Raw genomic sequence first — 15,423 nt, 5'->3', positions numbered from 1 at the left:
TAGTTCTAGGCGGGATACAGTTTCAACATGAAAAATTTTGACTTATGTGTACACCTCCCCTTGGTAAGGGGAGGTTGGGAGGGGTTAAAATAATGTGCAGCTTTACAGAGAATTGGTATAACCTGCGTTTAAAAACTTATTAAACTTTCTGTTAAAACTTTCCTGTCAAGAGTCTTCACGAGTAAGTTAATAAGTCAAACCGAATTTCTATATTTGATTACTAAATTCTAAAATATGCTGTGCAGTAACTTGCGGTTGCTCTAAATGAGGGATATGACCACAATCTTGAATCCAAATTAACTTACTATTAGGAATAGCCCTGTTAAATCTTTGAGCATCTTTAGTACCTAAAATTCGATCAGAATCACCCCATAAAATTAGTGTTGAGGGCTGAATTTCTCCGAGTTTTTTAAATCTAAAAGCAGTGTAACCACCACTTTTAGTAAACGCAATTAAAGCTTGTTGCCAATTGGGACATTCTAAATGTAAAGCTGTACACAACTGAGCATCTATCGTAGCTAGGCTTTTATTTTTATATGCAGCACGACTAATACTTTGACGTACTTTAGGATTACGCAAAAATTGAGCTGCTAAATAATCTAACGGTGGAAACATATATTTAGCTAACGGTGAACTACCTATCAAACCAGCACTATCAATTAATACTAATTTTTTGACTATTTCTGGATAGGTGAGTGTAAAATCAATCGCCGTCGCACCACCCATAGAAGCACCAACCAAAATTATCGGTTGATCAATCAAGGTTTTCCAGAAATGATAAAGATGAGTTTTTATTTCTGCTGTACCAAACTTGATTAGTGCGGGTCGATCTGTAAACCCAAAACCTAACAAATCTACTGCCCAAGTTTGATGTTTTTCTGCCAATAATGGGAACAAACGACGATATTCCAACACAGAACTATCGAAGCCGTGAATTAAGAGTAACGGTGTTCCAGCAGTACCACTTTGCACATAAGTTGTGAGAATAGGTTGGGAACTTAAGGGAGTGGCGATCGCTATCTGTTTGATACTTTCAGCCAGAGTAATAGAGGTAGATTCTGTAAGCTGCCTAATTGCAGCAATTTCAATCCCTGATTGGGACTCAGACTGAATCATCTCCACCTCCAATTCATGTCAAATTCCAAGCGATCGTAGACTGGAGACTGGGAACCAGGAAAGAATCTGCTTAATTTTTTAGTCTCCAGTCATAAACTTCATTACAATTTCTAAACATATCATAAGAAAACTACAACTGTTGTTGGTCATTGGTCATTGGTCATTGGGAAAAGACTTGTTAAATAATTCTCCCCACACTCCCTTGTCCCCTTATCTTCCCAACTCCCCCAACATCGTAGAATAAATATCACATCTGCCCAAACATTTGGAGAGTCGAGCCATGCCATTAGCGGTTGGAGTGATCGAAACTTTAGGTTTTCCCCCTGTATTAGCAGCAGCAGACGCAATGGTCAAAACTGCTGAAGTTACCCTTGTATACTATGGTTTAGCAGAAAGCGCTCGTTTTTTAGTCGCGGTGCGAGGACAGGTTGCTGAAGTAAAAAGAGCAGTTGCAGCAGGTATAGAAGCCTGCGATCAGGCTCAAGGTGATGGTGGTCAGCTGATTACTCATTATATTGTTCCCAACCCACCAGAAAATGTAGAATCTGTTCTACCCATACATTTCACCAGAAAATCAGAGCCATTTCGTATTTTCTGAATAAGTTCCCAAATTATCCAGTTTACTTATTAGTTGGAATAATAAAGATGATAGATTTAACTCTATAAAATATGTATGAACCTTCGTACAATTAGTTGGTAGCGCCACATACTTTTACTGATATAGGAGACAACCAATGCCACTACAGGCAGTTGGATCAATTGAAACTAAGGGTTTTCCTGCCGTATTAGCTGCGGCAGATGCGATGGTGAAAGCAGGTCGAGTCACTCTCGTAGGTTATATAAGAGCTGGTAGCGCTCGCTTTACTGTGAATGTGCGAGGTGATATTCAAGAAGTGAAAACTGCGATCGCTGCTGGTGTAGAAGCAGTAGAGAACGTTTACGGCGGTGTCCTAGAAACCTGGGTCATTATCCCTCGTCCTCACGAAAACGTCGAAGCTGTTCTACCAATAGGCTATACAGAAGAAGTCGAGGAGTATAGATTAGCTGTGGAAAATCCCATTATATCCAGACGTAGTAATCTTTAATTTATAGATGTAAAGCAACTTTTACTGGTACAAGGTGGGGGTACTTCACAGTTCAACATCTAGAGTCAACAGTCTACAGTCCGAGTTCTGATTACTGTTGACTTTGCTATTGACTAATTTTATGGTTAATGCATAGTTCTATGTAGCGCTACAAAAGTTCAAAATTTTTATAAAGACATTCAGTAGTTTTAAGTTTTGACCATTCAATTAAAAGTACCCTAGAGGGTACTATGAAACTTTTGATCGCTTTTTCAGAATAATTTTGTATGGTATTTTCTCTCAAATTATTTTGAGCGATAAGGTCATGCTGCTTTTACTGTATTTATGTATTTTTACTAGATATTTAGTTGCTAAAAATACATATTTTTTGGTTTTTCAATAAAGTAAAATTTTTCGTACCTTAAAAATACTAGAGTATACTCCACAGGAGTGAAACTAAATGAGCAAAAACTACGTCTAGGCATTAGAGCAAATATGGTTGCCAATGTTAAATAAGGCTAAAGAAGGCTAAGTTCTAGTCTTTAAATAAGCATTTATCAGCATGATGTCTGAATTGAGAAATAAGTGGAGTTTACAAAAATTAAATATTCGAGTGACGGGGGAAATTGCCAAAAGAGCAGGATTTCCGAGAATATGAAAATGAAAATATTATGAAAAAGCAGAAGTAACTGCATAAAACCAGTGAGGCAAAACGTAATAAAAGTAGAACCACGTAGATGTTCAATCAGGACATCATGCTATTGGGAGCAACTACCAGTCAAAAAGTTGAGTGAGGTAAAAAATGGAGGTTGTGATGCAGCAAACTTTAAAACAGGGTTTCGGGGAGCGCAATCTCACTATGGCTTCTGAAGCGGATAAGGTAGCACAATTTTGGCGTAAACGGCTGGAAGTTGAGTGTCCACAACAACCCACAGCGAGTAAAGAAAGCATTGTTCGCTGGCTATTAGGCAGCAATCAACAGCGATTTGAAGATCCAAAACAATCAGATATTCTTAAACAAGCAATGGAGTATCGCTGGAAGATTTTAAATCAGCGTTATTTGGGTAAAGGACGAGAAGCTGCTTATAAGAATTTACTGACTCGCTTGGGAAGTCTAGTCACATTACGAAATAAAATTCAGACATGGGTGGCTTTAAGTCGCGATCGCCAACGCTCAGTTTTGGATGTATTGCAAGAAGTCATTCAAGAACTGCTGCAAAGCGATAACTACATGCAACAGCAAATGGCTTTGATCTCGGAATTTACAACCGATCCTCGCTTACGGAGCGCTCTGCTATTTGCCAGTGTAGAAGAATATTGCCTGCGACCAGTACGTAATCAACCTCTACTAGTTTATAGATTTGTAAATTTTTTACGTCGTACCCAACGTGGTGGCTTAACCCAAGTACCTGGTGGTGATACGGTGAGGCTAGTCTCAGAAGAGATCCTCGCTGACGACAGCGATAATCGAGTAAACTTAGTAGACACCCAAGCGATCGCAGAATATCAAGAAGCACAAGAACAAGAAGAACAACAAACCCTGCGACATTCTGTCAAGGACGAATTTGAAAATTACTTATTAGAAAATCTGGGACAAGAAGCAGTAGATTGGTTACGGCTATACTTACAAGGTCAATCCCAAGATGCGATCGCCAAAAAATTAGGTAAGCCAATCAATGTAATTTATCGGTTGCGAGAAAAAGTTAGCTACCACGCGGTGCGTGTTTTTGCTCTCAAAGACAAACCAGAACTAGTCGAATCCTGGCTACAAACATCATTAAAAGAGCATAATCTGGGACTGACACCAAACCAACTTCAGCAATTTCATGAAAAATTGACCCCGACTCAGCGACAGGTTCTAGAACTACGACGAGCAGGCAATAGTATAGAAGATATAGCGAAAAAATTAAAACTCAAAACCCATCAAGCAATGGGTGAATGGACTAAAGTCTACTTGATAGCTCAGACCTTGAGAAGCGAAGAGTAGGGTATGCAGGATTGTTGGTTGTTAATTGCATAATAGGGAGTTTCCCCACTACTATATGACTGTAGGGTTAGTTACTCCCAACGATAAGCAATAAACGACTACCAACTGCTAGCCATTTACTGCTAATTGTTACCGATATTGAATCCAGATTAAGTTTAGGCTTATTTGTAGCTAATTTAACTTTTATTTATCTAAATATCATGATGTGTTTACTGCCAAAAAGTTTCTGGGCAGAATAGGATATACAAATATCAAGCAATCTAAGCCTATGTTGTCTTCAAAGGACAAATCAACCAATACAGAGTTTAGCGATCAGCAAAAAGTACAATCCGATACACAAATACTATGTAAGCAAGGAATAGAACGCGAGCAAGTATTCCAGCTGATCGAGAATTTTCTGTCCTTTGAAGCTTGCCTATACCATCAAGTTGTGCCATTGAAAATGGAAGATAACAGCTTGTTGTTAGGTATGGTCAATCAAGAAGATAATGCGGCATTAGATTACGTTCATCGTATCTTGTCTTACATCAACTGTACATTAGTACTTAAAAATATTACAGGCGATATTCACCGCAAAATACTTTCATCATACCTAAACTACAAAAATACATCTCACTCAGCAACCCAAGAACAGCCAGAACAGCAATCAACATCCACTCCCCAACCACCAACGAATTCAAACTTGACTCAAACTGAAAATACTCTCCTAGAATTAGATTCTTTGCCTAACCCACAAGCAAATAGTATGTCTCATCCTGTAGTCGTTACAAATCCCCATACAACAGAAGCAAAACAAACAGAACAAGGGAATTATCATGTTGTAACCACAGGAAACTTACCGATTTTATCAGTCCCAACGGCAGAAGAATTCTCTCCTGTAGAAACACTGTTAACCTTACCACCAAAAAAATTATTAGAAGAATTATTGGGTAGGGTTTTAGCAGGAGGAATTGGTCGGTTGTATTTAGAAAGACTACCTTACACAGGCAGAATTCTGTGGAGTGAAAATGGAGTTTTGCAATCAGTATTAGAGAAAGTACCTCTATCCGTTTTTCAAGGAGTCATGAATGAGTTGAAAAGATTTGGTTCTCTTCCTGTAATCACGCTTGCAGAACCGAAACAAGTCGAGAGAGAATGTCTATATCAACAAGATCGTTTATTATTACGCTTGCGAGTTATGCCAGGTATGTACGGTGAAGAAGCTACCCTTCAGGTACTACGAGGAGCAGCGTTAAAATTTTATCAACAACAACAGTTAACCCGTCTTAGTCGTGATGCCTTAAGTATCTCTCAACAACTTAGCTATAAATTGCATGAATTACAAGAGAGAATATTAGTTAGCCGCAATGTTAACTCTAGTCAGATAGAGTCTTTCAATGCTCTCAATAACCTGTTGCAAAATTTAGATCAGCATATTAAGAAACTCACTATCGAAAACTCAGAACCACCGACAAAATGAGCGGAGCGTAACGACGCAATCGCAAGCGTTAGAGCTAAATCAAATTGACTCACCAGAGCATAAATATTTTTGCCTAAGTACTTAGCAGTCATAAATTATTTGTATTTGTAAAAATTCACACTCAAGATCCCCGACTTTTACCCTCCGGGTAAAAGTCGGGGATCTTGTTGTTAACTAAAAATTTAGGAATGCTGTAGCACACCTTGAATTTAACTAATATCTTTTTATCGACTACTTAATAAAAATGCGAATAACTATGTAATCTCACTACTTTCCAATTCATTCTTTTCTTTATTTTCTTTATTCTCATTATTTTCTGTAGATTCTTCTTTAACCCGACGTATAGGAACATTGGCGATTAAAGCGCTTGTTCGCTGATTGCTTTCTAAAGAAAACTCTAAACCCTCGGTTTCGATTTCGACATAGCGACAAACAATATCCAATATTTCTTGCCGCATTTTTTCGATCATTTGGGGGCTTAAATCAGCGCGGTCGTGAGCAATTACTAATTGTAGGCGACGCTTAACTTGGTTGCGACTGTTAACGTCAGAATTACGAGTAAATAATCGTTCTAGAAGTTCAATGATCATTGCTGCTAAGTATGGACAGATGGAGAAAACATCAAATTATTTTTGTCCACAACAATCTTCTGAGACGAGAGAAGATGCTGTCGTTGGGTGAGTCGAGTTCAAGAAATTCGACGGTTTCACCTTCCAATCTGCGAGCAATGTTATCGAATGCGGTAGCCGCTAAAGAGGGAGTTTCTGCTAATACTAAAGGTTCGCCGCGATTGGTAGAGACTATAACGCGCTCATCATCCGGGATCACCCCAATTAGAGGAATTGCCAGAAGTTCCTGAACATCATGCACAGACATCATATCATTTGCCCGTACCATTGCGGGTTTGATCCGGTTAATTATTAAATGAATGCGTTTGACACCTTGTGCTTCTAATAACCCGACGACGCGATCAGCATCTCGGACAGAAGCAATTTCAGGTGTAGTAACAATTAATGCTTCTTTGGCTGGGGCGATCGCATTTTTAAACCCCATTTCAATACCTGCGGGACTATCAATAATCACATATTGATACTTTTGTGCCAGTGCATTTACCAATAGTTTCATCTGATCAGGAGTGACTGCATCTTTTGTACGGTTCTGGGCCGCAGGTAACAAGACTAAGTTTGGTTGACGCTTGTCTTTTACCAATGCTTGTTCGAGGCGACACTCCCTAGCTAAAACTTCTACCGCCGTATAAACAATGCGATTTTCTAGTCCTAGCAACAAATCTAGATTTCTCAAGCCAAAATCTGCATCAACTAATGCTACTTGACGCCCTATTTTTGCTAAAGCCATGCCTAAATTGGCTGTACAAGTGGTTTTACCCACGCCTCCCTTACCGGAGCTAATCACAATAATGCGAGTCATGACAAAAACGCGCTCGATGATGTTTCTGTAAATATATAACAATAGAGCTTTATGGCTCTTGGTTGATCCGATTAAATAGGGTCTTAGAAAAATCACTAGCCCTACCGATACGAATTCCTCGTGGTGTCACGTATGCCACTTCGGGATAAAATTGCATCGGTGATTTTTCTGGCGCTCTAGCAACAGCATCTGCGATCCGCAATTGGGTTGGTTCCATTTGCAAGGCCATAATCAGACACTCACGATTACCCCCAGCACCAGCATGAGCAATTCCTCGGAGACGACCCCACACGAGAATATCACCATCTGCAACTACGATACCACCTGGATTTACATCTCCTAAGATAATGACACTTCCAGGGTGGCGAATTTCTACACCTGAGCGCACTGTCATCTCTAGATAAAGAGCATCTTTTGAGGGTTTGTTGCTGACTTTAGAATTAGAAGCAAGGATATTTTCTCGTTGTATTTGTTCAACAGAGTAGCCAGCAGTAACTGCTGCGATCGCAGTTTGGCGACGACTGGTAGCAACCGATTTCAGTTGCATTTGCGCTTGGCTCAAAGATTCGGCGAGTTGTTGCAGTTGTCTTGCATCTAAAAGCCGATCGCTTGCTACTAAATGCACAGGTGTATTCGGTGCGGTCAAGCGATCGCTACCATGAAGTCGTACCTTTAATTGTTGCCAAAGATCATTCCAATTTCGTTCCGAACCAGACAGTTGGGATTCTGTGGGCAAAATTAATAAGAATTTTCCCTCCTCTGTTTTCATCTGAATTTGGATATTCTTCTTGACCCCATTTTCTGCTGGAGGTGATTTAGGCAACTCTTTATGCAAGAGGTCAACATGCAATTGTGCATCCACAACTGTATCAGACTCTACACTAGCAACAGCAGAATTTGATTCCAGTTCACCGGAGACAGAATTGGACTTTAAATACAGCAGAACAGAATTGATCTCCGCTTCTGGAAGTATAGAAGTGGACTCCGTATCATCAACAACAGAATCAGTCTCTGTAACAGTATCTTGATCTTGATCAGAAACAGTAAACTTTACCTCTATATCAGAAAGGCTGGAGATTGATTCTGCATCATCAACAGCAGAATGTGACTTGAGATCGGGCATAGCAGAATCAGAAGTCATGCAACACTAGCCTAAAGAGAAAAACTGAGCAATTAACAATCTTAAATTATTTGTCTTTGATACTGAGTTGTTGAAAGTTGTAAATTATCAAACACAAGTCAGACAGAACAAATTCCTGTCTTCAGAAGCTCATATAAATGATAGATGTTTACCCTGGCTTGGTATAAGAATTTAGCACAAATTCTCTTAAGAATTTGGAAGCACGATTTGAAACAAACTACTGAAATCGTGGCTCCAACAATTGTACAACGCGATTTCTACAGAATTATTTGCAAAACTGGTTCATCCGCAACACCTCTGTCTGCCTTCAAGGGAAAGGGAGCATCCCAATTTTTTCAATATACCGCGCTTGGGTTTAAACCGTTAGCCAATAGCACAAGTCGTCTCAAGACGACTTCATAAAATCAAGTAGTCTGCTTTAAGCGATTTCAATCGCAGGCGGGTTTTTTGAACATTTGGGATGCTACCAAGGGAAAAGGGAAAAACATCTCATTTCCCAAAATTCTTGATATAAATAAATCCCTTTGTTATGGGCAGAAAGCTTATGGGCTTTTCTTGTCTGGTCGTCGAATGTATCAGACTTTATAGTGAAACTGTAGAAAATATGTGTAAATTTATTTAACAAAAGCCTCTTGTTCCTCCGCTTAAATACGAATTAAGACAGCTTATAATGGTAATTTTTATTTTATGAGTTGCACTAGCAGTTCACTTTTTGTCCAAATTCCAATAATATAAGTTCCTGGTTTCAAAGGATTTTTTGTCCAACAAGGATTATAAGTAATGAGATTAGGTTCAACAATCCACTCATGTTTATTATACTTTTCCTGTTTTTCATCTTTATCTATAGTTCTTGTAAGCTTGAAAACGCTGGTAGCTCCGGCTCATGCTCAGATCAGCCCTCCTGCTGATAGCTTGGGACAAACCAATCCTCCAGAGCTTGATCACCTAATTTCTAAAGCAAACAAATACGGCAAAGTCAGAGTCATCATTGGTTTAAAAGCAAATTTTATACCTGAAGGCAGGCTAGCAACAACTTTAGTTCCGAGTCAAAGAACAGCGATCGCTCAAATACAAAATGTTGTCTTGACCAAACTTTCAGCTTATAATCCCACTGCCATCACCAAGTTTAAGACAATTCCTTATTTTGCTGCCCAGCTCAACGCTCGATCTTTGGCACTTCTTCAATTTGATCCCAACATCGTTAGTATTCAAGAAGACATAGCTATACCAACGACGCTGACAGAAAGTATTTCTGTGACTAGAGCTAATAAAGTTTGGGAAAGTGGATATACAGGTGCAGGGCAAACAGTTGCTATTTTAGATACAGGTGTAGACTCCAGCCATCCTTTTTTAGCAGGTAAGGTGGTTTCAGAAGCTTGTTACTCAACAACTGATTCAGCCTACCAAAGTGCAAGTTTATGCCCAAATGGATCGCTTCAACAGGTAGGTAGTGGCTCCGCAGTTAATTGCGCCACTAGTATTAATGACTGTAACCATGGTACTCATGTGGCTGGAATCGCTGCGGGTAAAGGCCCTAACTTTTCTGGGGTTGCCAAAGACGCTAAAATCATTGCTATTCAAATCTTCTCTCGGTTTAATTCTGCTAGCCAGTGCGATCCAAATCCATCACCCTGTGTCTTGAGTTATTTGAGTGATCAAATACGAGGTCTAGAACAGGTTTACAATCTCCGTTCCAACTTCACAATTGCAGCAGTTAATATGAGCTTAGGAGAAGGTAACTATACGAGTAACTGTGATACAACCAGTAAAGACCTCAAAGCAATCATCGATAATCTTAGCTCTGTTGGAATTGCTACTGTGATTGCTGCTGGAAATAACGGTAGCACTAATGGTCTGAGTTTCCCTGGTTGCATCTCATCAGCAATTAGTGTCGGTTCTACCAAAGATGGTAGTTCTGTCGGTGCTGTTGATGAAGTATCGAGTTATTCTAACAGTGCTTCATTTCTATCTCTTTTGGCTCCAGGAGAAGCAATTTACTCTTCGATTCCGGGTGGTAGTTACAGTAACTTCTACGGAACTTCGATGGCTGCTCCCCATGTCACAGGAGCGTGGGCTGTTTATAAGCAGAAGAACCCATCAGCTACTGTAGCCGATACTCTGACAAATTTTCAAAACACAGGCGTCTCCATAACTGATCCTAAAAACGGCATTACAAAATCTCGTATTCGTCTTTGAAAATGACGAGTTGCAAAAGCTAGTTTACGAGTTGCAAAAGCTAGTTTACGAGTTGCAAAAGTTAGTTTACGAGTTGCAAAAGCTTCGTTTGCGAGTTGCAAAAGCTTCGTTTGCGAGTTGCAAAAGCTAGTTTGCGAGTTGCAAAAGCTAGTTTGCGAATCACAAAAGTTAGTTTACGAGTTGTAAAAGCTTCGTGTGCGAGTTGCAAAAGCTAGTTTGCGAGTCGCAAAAGTTAGTTTACGAATCACAAAAGTTTAGTTTCTCATATTTTGCATCAGCTTTTCATCCCGCCAATAAATAAATTTATTGGCTAATAGCTAAAGTCAGATAAATCTGACTAGGAAAGTGTTTGAGTCCGTTTGAACTGATATCTTGCACCTGGCGACTAGAAGTCGCAGCTATACATACAAAACCCACCTACGTGGGTTTAAAACTCTTGATTTTGGGTTAGTCCGCGCATAGGGACTTGGTTTGTGTAGCCAAGCCAGTGCGTCCTTGGGGGTATTTACTCTTGACTCAACCTTTGAAATACAGTTGCCAAGCCATTAGCATCACCAACATTACCTGGAAATAGGACAACTGGCAAATTTGGAAACTGCGGATGGTCAGCTGGAGTCCGTACCATTGAACAACCGGGTAAGATTTGACCGAGTAATCGGGCTGAAGTCAAGGCTAATCCTGTACTCAAGACATCGTTAGAAGTTATACCACCTTTACTAATTAAAAATCCTAAATCTGCTGGCAAACCTCGGACAACATCCATCAATAAACGGGAAACTTTAGCCCCAAATTTTAACCGTGTATTCACATCTTTAAAAGTAAGTTCTTGGCGACTAGTGTAAACTACTGGTGTTTTGCCGCTTGCATAAGCAGTGTGAACATTTTCGAGGACTTCGCTTAACAATGTGGCAGATTGATCGACATCATCCAATAAACGCGCCACTTCAACTTCAACCCCGAATGTACCTTCTGCTTGTAGTAGTGCTTCTAGCTGCTGAGTTGTTTTTTTGACATGAGAACCCACAATCACAGCCCCTGGTTTGCCATTGCGTACATACTCAGCCATATTTTCCGGTGCGATCGCTTGCTCAGGTAAAGCAGCCAAAGCTGTTAAAATACTGGCAGCACTGCGAAATAAAAAGCGTTTACCTTGACTTGCTGCTGCTAAAACATCTTGAGCAAAACGATCTAAATCCGCTTGAGTTTCTCCATCTACAACACAGCACTGATTACCACTCAGGCTCATCAAGGCTTCTAAACTGCCATTACGAATATCTGCAAGTAAAAATCTTTTTACGGAGTCTGCATGAATCCGTCCTTGTGTTTTTTCTTCTACATATTTGGGTAAGTAACTGTGATGGTAGCCAAAAACAGAATCACGGGCAAACTCTGTTTCATGCACAGGTTTAGGAACACCATCAACAATTAGATAATGTATGCTGTCGCGGGTAATACGTCCACCTTCAAAAAAAGCCGGGACGAGAAAATGAGCATCAAAAGGGCCGAGTTCTTCAGCAATCACATCGGTTTCAATTGGGTAGTGTCCTCGCAAAGTCGAGTCAGAACGACTGACGATCAGAAATCCTCCCATATCCCCCCCGACATTCAAATCTTTTCCTTGTCCCTCCACCGCTTGCGGGGGAGTAGGAGGGGGTGAGGGGACAACCGCTAAAGCTGCTTGCAAATTCTGACAAACTTCTGTGGTGACAGAAGCAGCCGACTCAGGCGGTAAGGCTCTAGTATTTGTTAATACAAAGAAAATTGGTGCATCGTCTTGCAATCCCATGCGTAAAGTATCCACATCCCAACGCATAAGTAATAAACAGCTGTGGACTGTTTGTGAACCAGTTGGATCATCATCAAGGACGATTATTTTTGGCTTTATGATCATTTTTATATTAAGGGAGCTACTAAGTAAGTCAACATAAATAAAGCTAACTCGTTGGGGTCGTCATTTGTCCCCAACTACTTACTGTAATTTTCTTATCTGGCTTTGTACATCTAAGTCAATCTGTAATAATTGATTGAGAATTTGAGCATATTCCCCTGCTGAACTGCTAACTTGCAAAGCTTGGAGATTAGCTAAATTATTGACAGACAACTCTTGTTGCTCAGTAAGCGATTTTTTATTATCCCTTAATAGTCGCTCGATTTTCAAACCACGAACTAAATCTTCTCTCACCAATTGCAGTGCAGAAATAACATTTTCTCGATCATGACTATTATTTTCTGGGTTTTCTGAGATGGCTTGCTGGTCAAGATTATCTACTGCTTGCACCCCTGCATGATATTTATCAACTTCATTTAAAATAATTATTAATGATTTGGGATAACGAAAACGTCGCCACAACCAACGCCCAACTACCACTGCGATCGCTACGACAATTAGTAAGATAATTCCTAAGCCAATTTGGGAACCCATTGTCAGAGTAATTAACCCATAAATTAATGCGGTAATTAACAAAATCAAAAGCAATGTTTCCCGCACTTCTTTGAGTAGAAATGCAAATCGCTGTTGGCGATTAGACATCATCGAAGGTAGGAGGAAAACTTCTGGTTTGACACCAGTTAAACGTTTCAATTCTCCCTTAGTTATTTCCAAGCCTAGTAAGTCAGGCTGCACAGAGATACTCCTTTGCAGTGCAAGTCGCGTATATATGGTAAAGGTAAAAAGAGATTTTGCACCAGGCGATTAGAAATCGCCGGGATACCTTTGATTTTTGTTAATCCGTGTCTTCGGACTTAGTTTGTGTAGCCACAATTTCTAATCGCCGGGATACTTTCAATAACGTCAGCTATTTTATAAACCAGAGCTAATCCATAATCAGATTTATCTCGATTAACCAGTGCTGCGATTGTTGTACCATAACCCGCCAGTCTTGGAAAATGAAATGCAGCGACTGAATATCCTGGCCCTTCCCCTGTATGTCCTTTAACCTTTCCGTGTGAAGACTCTGTATCTACAAATAGCCCCAATCCATATCCTAGATTTTCAAATAACTTATACTTTCCGAGGTTGTGAATGGGGCGAGACATTTGCTCAACGAGTGACAGATCAAGGATTTGACCTGTAAACAGCGCGTCTATAATTTTTGCAAGTTCTGGTGCAGTTGAGATCACGACACTATGCGCGACCCACGCTGGATGGTAAATGCGGGTCATATCTTGCAGTTGATCTCCACTGAAAAAAGCGGTATATCCTGGCGTAAGTTCATCAACATCGTATAAAGTTGTTGGAACAAAGGTTTTTTTCAAAGACAGAGGACTGAAAATAATTTTATTTAAGAGCTTCTGTATCGATAAACCTGTTGTTTTCTCAAGAATACATTTGAGTAACAAATAGCCGATGTTTGAATATGCCCATCCTTTACCCGGTACAAATTGTAGTCCTTGCCTGTAGGCAAGGTCAAGAAATGCTTCTGTTGACCAAGGATAACTGGGATTTGCTTTGATAGCCTCAGAATATGCAGGTACACCACCGTAATCTGGTAATCCGCTAGTATGACTTAAAAGTTGGCGAAGTGTGACAGAGAGATCTAGCGGAAAATCAGTCAAATAATTTTGCACAGGCGCATCCAGTTCAAGAAATCCTTCGCCAACCAGGTGCAGCGATGCCGTTGCGATCAAAGTTTTAGTGATACTGTAGATGTAGAAATTAGCATCTGTGGGCAGTGATACCTGATGTTCGTGATCTTGATAGCCAATGCCTGTTTCAAGAAAAGCCTGACCATTGATACGTATAGCGATCGCAGCACCAGGAGTCTGAGATTCACTGAGGGACTGTCCGACAATTAATTTGAGTTGCTCTCGAAGGTCTTGCTCCACAGTAAAATACCTATAATACAGAGCAGTTCAGTTTCTAGTTTCTATGGTAGAGTTACGTCGCGATCGCCCACAAAAATTCGCTTGAGCAGACTGACAAAAGATTTTGGTGTGTTGCAAAGAGTCTTCGCAGGTTAGTTTTGGACAGACTGTTTTAGATATTGGAAAGAGAACAGATCATCTTGCGATCGCAGTGGGAATATAAAATGATTAATTGGACATGATATGACAAGTCTTTAATTGTCGTGCGCGAGTAGAGGACTAACTTAACTTCAAAGGTAAACCATCTTGAAATACTAGCAATTCCCCCGGTTTGATGGGTGTCCAAACTTCGTTGTCGGTGAGAGGAGTCGTAGCAATCACAGCAACGCGATCGCTTGGAGTTGTCAATTCACTAAAATCTACTGTCACGTCTTGATCAATCAGGTGAGCAGCAGCAAAGGGGGCTTGTCTGACTATATAGCAAAGTTTTGTAGAACAGTGAGTAAAAAAGTATTCGCCATCTGATAACAAGTAATTAAAAACACCCTTTGTCGAAATTTGATCAGTTATATCTCTCAAGACAGGATATATTTTTTCCAGAGAGGGTCTACCTTCAGGAAAACTTTGACGTATGGTTTCTAAAATCAAGCAAAAAGCTTTTTCACTGTCAGTATTGCCTACAGGTTGATAATATTGCATACCCGTAGGATTGAATTCTAGTAAATCACCATTGTGAGCAAATACCCAATATCGTCCCCACAGTTCCCGACGAAAGGGATGGCAATTTTCGAGAATAATTTCACCTTGAGTTGCTTTGCGAATATGGGCGATTACATGGGTGGAGTGAATCGGATAGCATCGGACTAATTCTGCTATGGCAGAATTTATCGAGGGTTTGGCATCAATGAACATTCGACATCCTTTACCCTCAAAAAAAGCAATACCCCAACCATCGCGGTGATCATCAGTTTTTCCCCCCCGTGCCGCAAAGCCTTCAAAAGAAAAGCAAATATCTGTGGGAGTATTGCAATTCATTCCTAGCAGTTGACACATGGCGTATTTGTGGACTCAACCTGTTTGAGAATAGGATAATGCAAACTGCCGGGGCTAAATCTGAAGCTTTTCTTACTTTCTCCCATTGATTGGAGCAAAATAAAAAAATGGGAATAATCTTTGACATCTCCCCCGGTTGAAACACGGGGGATTCTAAACTGATGTTGCTACGGGG

Annotated in this window: 13 protein-coding genes; 5 read left to right on the top strand and 8 right to left on the bottom strand. The window is 40.2% G+C overall.

Annotated features, from left to right (window positions below; genetic code table 11):
* Positions 1-207: 207 nt before the first annotated feature.
* Positions 208-1,116 (bottom strand): alpha/beta fold hydrolase, encoded by a 909-nt coding sequence (locus tag AC5JMK_RS05040; RefSeq protein WP_495909522.1) that lies wholly within the window; start codon positions 1,114-1,116, stop codon positions 208-210.
* A gap of 280 nt (positions 1,117-1,396) precedes the next feature.
* Here AC5JMK_RS05040 and AC5JMK_RS05035 point away from each other — a divergent pair, with 280 nt between their 5' ends.
* The 4 genes from AC5JMK_RS05035 (at position 1,397) to AC5JMK_RS05020 (ending at position 5,626) form a co-directional block, all read left to right on the top strand.
* Positions 1,397-1,714, top strand: a complete 318-nt coding sequence (locus AC5JMK_RS05035; RefSeq protein WP_096674178.1) for a carbon dioxide-concentrating mechanism protein CcmK — start codon at positions 1,397-1,399, stop codon at positions 1,712-1,714.
* A 136-nt stretch (positions 1,715-1,850) separates the two neighbouring features.
* The gene (locus AC5JMK_RS05030) at positions 1,851-2,201 is read left to right on the top strand and encodes a carbon dioxide-concentrating mechanism protein CcmK (protein ID WP_096674175.1); all 351 of its coding nucleotides are present in this window, start codon (positions 1,851-1,853) and stop codon (positions 2,199-2,201) included.
* A 781-nt stretch (positions 2,202-2,982) separates the two neighbouring features.
* Positions 2,983-4,167: a HetZ-related protein 2 gene (locus AC5JMK_RS05025; protein ID WP_096674173.1), complete on the top strand. Its 1,185-nt coding sequence runs from the start codon at positions 2,983-2,985 to the stop codon at positions 4,165-4,167.
* 268 nt (positions 4,168-4,435) lie between these two features.
* On the top strand, positions 4,436-5,626 hold the full coding sequence (locus AC5JMK_RS05020) for a GspE/PulE/PilB domain-containing protein (RefSeq protein WP_495909521.1): 1,191 nt from the start codon (positions 4,436-4,438) through the stop codon (positions 5,624-5,626).
* 254 nt (positions 5,627-5,880) lie between these two features.
* Here the strand turns inward: AC5JMK_RS05020 and minE are convergent, their stop codons facing one another.
* Genes minE through minC form a run of 3 tightly spaced genes read right to left on the bottom strand, consistent with a single transcriptional unit; the run spans position 5,881 to position 8,195 of the window.
* Positions 5,881-6,216, bottom strand: coding sequence for a cell division topological specificity factor MinE (gene minE / locus AC5JMK_RS05015; protein ID WP_096674169.1), 336 nt, complete (start codon positions 6,214-6,216; stop codon positions 5,881-5,883).
* Between the two features lie 31 nt (positions 6,217-6,247).
* The gene (minD, locus tag AC5JMK_RS05010; protein WP_016862393.1) at positions 6,248-7,054 is read right to left on the bottom strand and encodes a septum site-determining protein MinD; all 807 of its coding nucleotides are present in this window, start codon (positions 7,052-7,054) and stop codon (positions 6,248-6,250) included.
* Between the two features lie 49 nt (positions 7,055-7,103).
* Positions 7,104-8,195 carry a septum site-determining protein MinC gene (gene minC, locus AC5JMK_RS05005; RefSeq protein ID WP_495909520.1) on the bottom strand — a complete coding sequence of 364 codons (1,092 nt, stop codon included), beginning with the start codon at positions 8,193-8,195 and terminating at the stop codon, positions 7,104-7,106.
* Positions 8,196-9,053: 858 nt separating this feature from the next.
* Between minC and AC5JMK_RS05000 the strand changes: the two genes are divergently transcribed.
* Complete coding sequence (locus AC5JMK_RS05000; protein WP_495909519.1) at positions 9,054-10,391, top strand: S8 family peptidase; 1,338 nt, start codon at positions 9,054-9,056, stop codon at positions 10,389-10,391.
* Between the two features lie 505 nt (positions 10,392-10,896).
* Here AC5JMK_RS05000 and AC5JMK_RS04995 read toward each other — a convergent pair.
* The 4 genes from AC5JMK_RS04995 to AC5JMK_RS04980 form a co-directional block, all read right to left on the bottom strand.
* Positions 10,897-12,282, bottom strand: coding sequence for a four-carbon acid sugar kinase family protein (locus AC5JMK_RS04995; RefSeq protein WP_495909518.1), 1,386 nt, complete (start codon positions 12,280-12,282; stop codon positions 10,897-10,899).
* A 78-nt stretch (positions 12,283-12,360) separates the two neighbouring features.
* A complete protein-coding gene (locus AC5JMK_RS04990; RefSeq protein WP_495909517.1) occupies positions 12,361-13,014 on the bottom strand; it encodes a hypothetical protein in 654 nt (217 codons plus the stop codon).
* A 119-nt stretch (positions 13,015-13,133) separates the two neighbouring features.
* On the bottom strand, positions 13,134-14,216 hold the full coding sequence (locus AC5JMK_RS04985; protein ID WP_495909516.1) for a serine hydrolase domain-containing protein: 1,083 nt from the start codon (positions 14,214-14,216) through the stop codon (positions 13,134-13,136).
* Between the two features lie 258 nt (positions 14,217-14,474).
* Positions 14,475-15,248, bottom strand: coding sequence for a class II glutamine amidotransferase (locus tag AC5JMK_RS04980; protein ID WP_096674153.1), 774 nt, complete (start codon positions 15,246-15,248; stop codon positions 14,475-14,477).
* Positions 15,249-15,423 lie beyond the last annotated feature (175 nt).

Source organism: Pelatocladus sp. (assembly GCF_059505505.1).
This window is presented reverse-complemented; position numbering and strand designations above follow the sequence as displayed.

Bases quoted from the DNA above. Each gene is read 5' to 3' on its own strand.
- AC5JMK_RS05040 (WP_495909522.1), bottom strand. From the start codon at position 1,116: ATGATTCAGTCTGAGTCCCAATCAGGGATTGAAATTGCTGCAATTAGG.
- AC5JMK_RS05035 (WP_096674178.1), top strand. From the start codon at position 1,397: ATGCCATTAGCGGTTGGAGTGATCGAAACTTTAGGTTTTCCCCCTGTA.
- AC5JMK_RS05030 (WP_096674175.1), top strand. From the start codon at position 1,851: ATGCCACTACAGGCAGTTGGATCAATTGAAACTAAGGGTTTTCCTGCC.
- AC5JMK_RS05025 (WP_096674173.1), top strand. From the start codon at position 2,983: ATGGAGGTTGTGATGCAGCAAACTTTAAAACAGGGTTTCGGGGAGCGC.
- AC5JMK_RS05020 (WP_495909521.1), top strand. From the start codon at position 4,436: ATGTTGTCTTCAAAGGACAAATCAACCAATACAGAGTTTAGCGATCAG.
- minE (WP_096674169.1), bottom strand. From the start codon at position 6,216: ATGATCATTGAACTTCTAGAACGATTATTTACTCGTAATTCTGACGTT.
- minD (WP_016862393.1), bottom strand. From the start codon at position 7,054: ATGACTCGCATTATTGTGATTAGCTCCGGTAAGGGAGGCGTGGGTAAA.
- minC (WP_495909520.1), bottom strand. From the start codon at position 8,195: ATGACTTCTGATTCTGCTATGCCCGATCTCAAGTCACATTCTGCTGTT.
- AC5JMK_RS04995 (WP_495909518.1), bottom strand. From the start codon at position 12,282: ATGATCATAAAGCCAAAAATAATCGTCCTTGATGATGATCCAACTGGT.
- AC5JMK_RS04980 (WP_096674153.1), bottom strand. From the start codon at position 15,248: ATGTGTCAACTGCTAGGAATGAATTGCAATACTCCCACAGATATTTGC.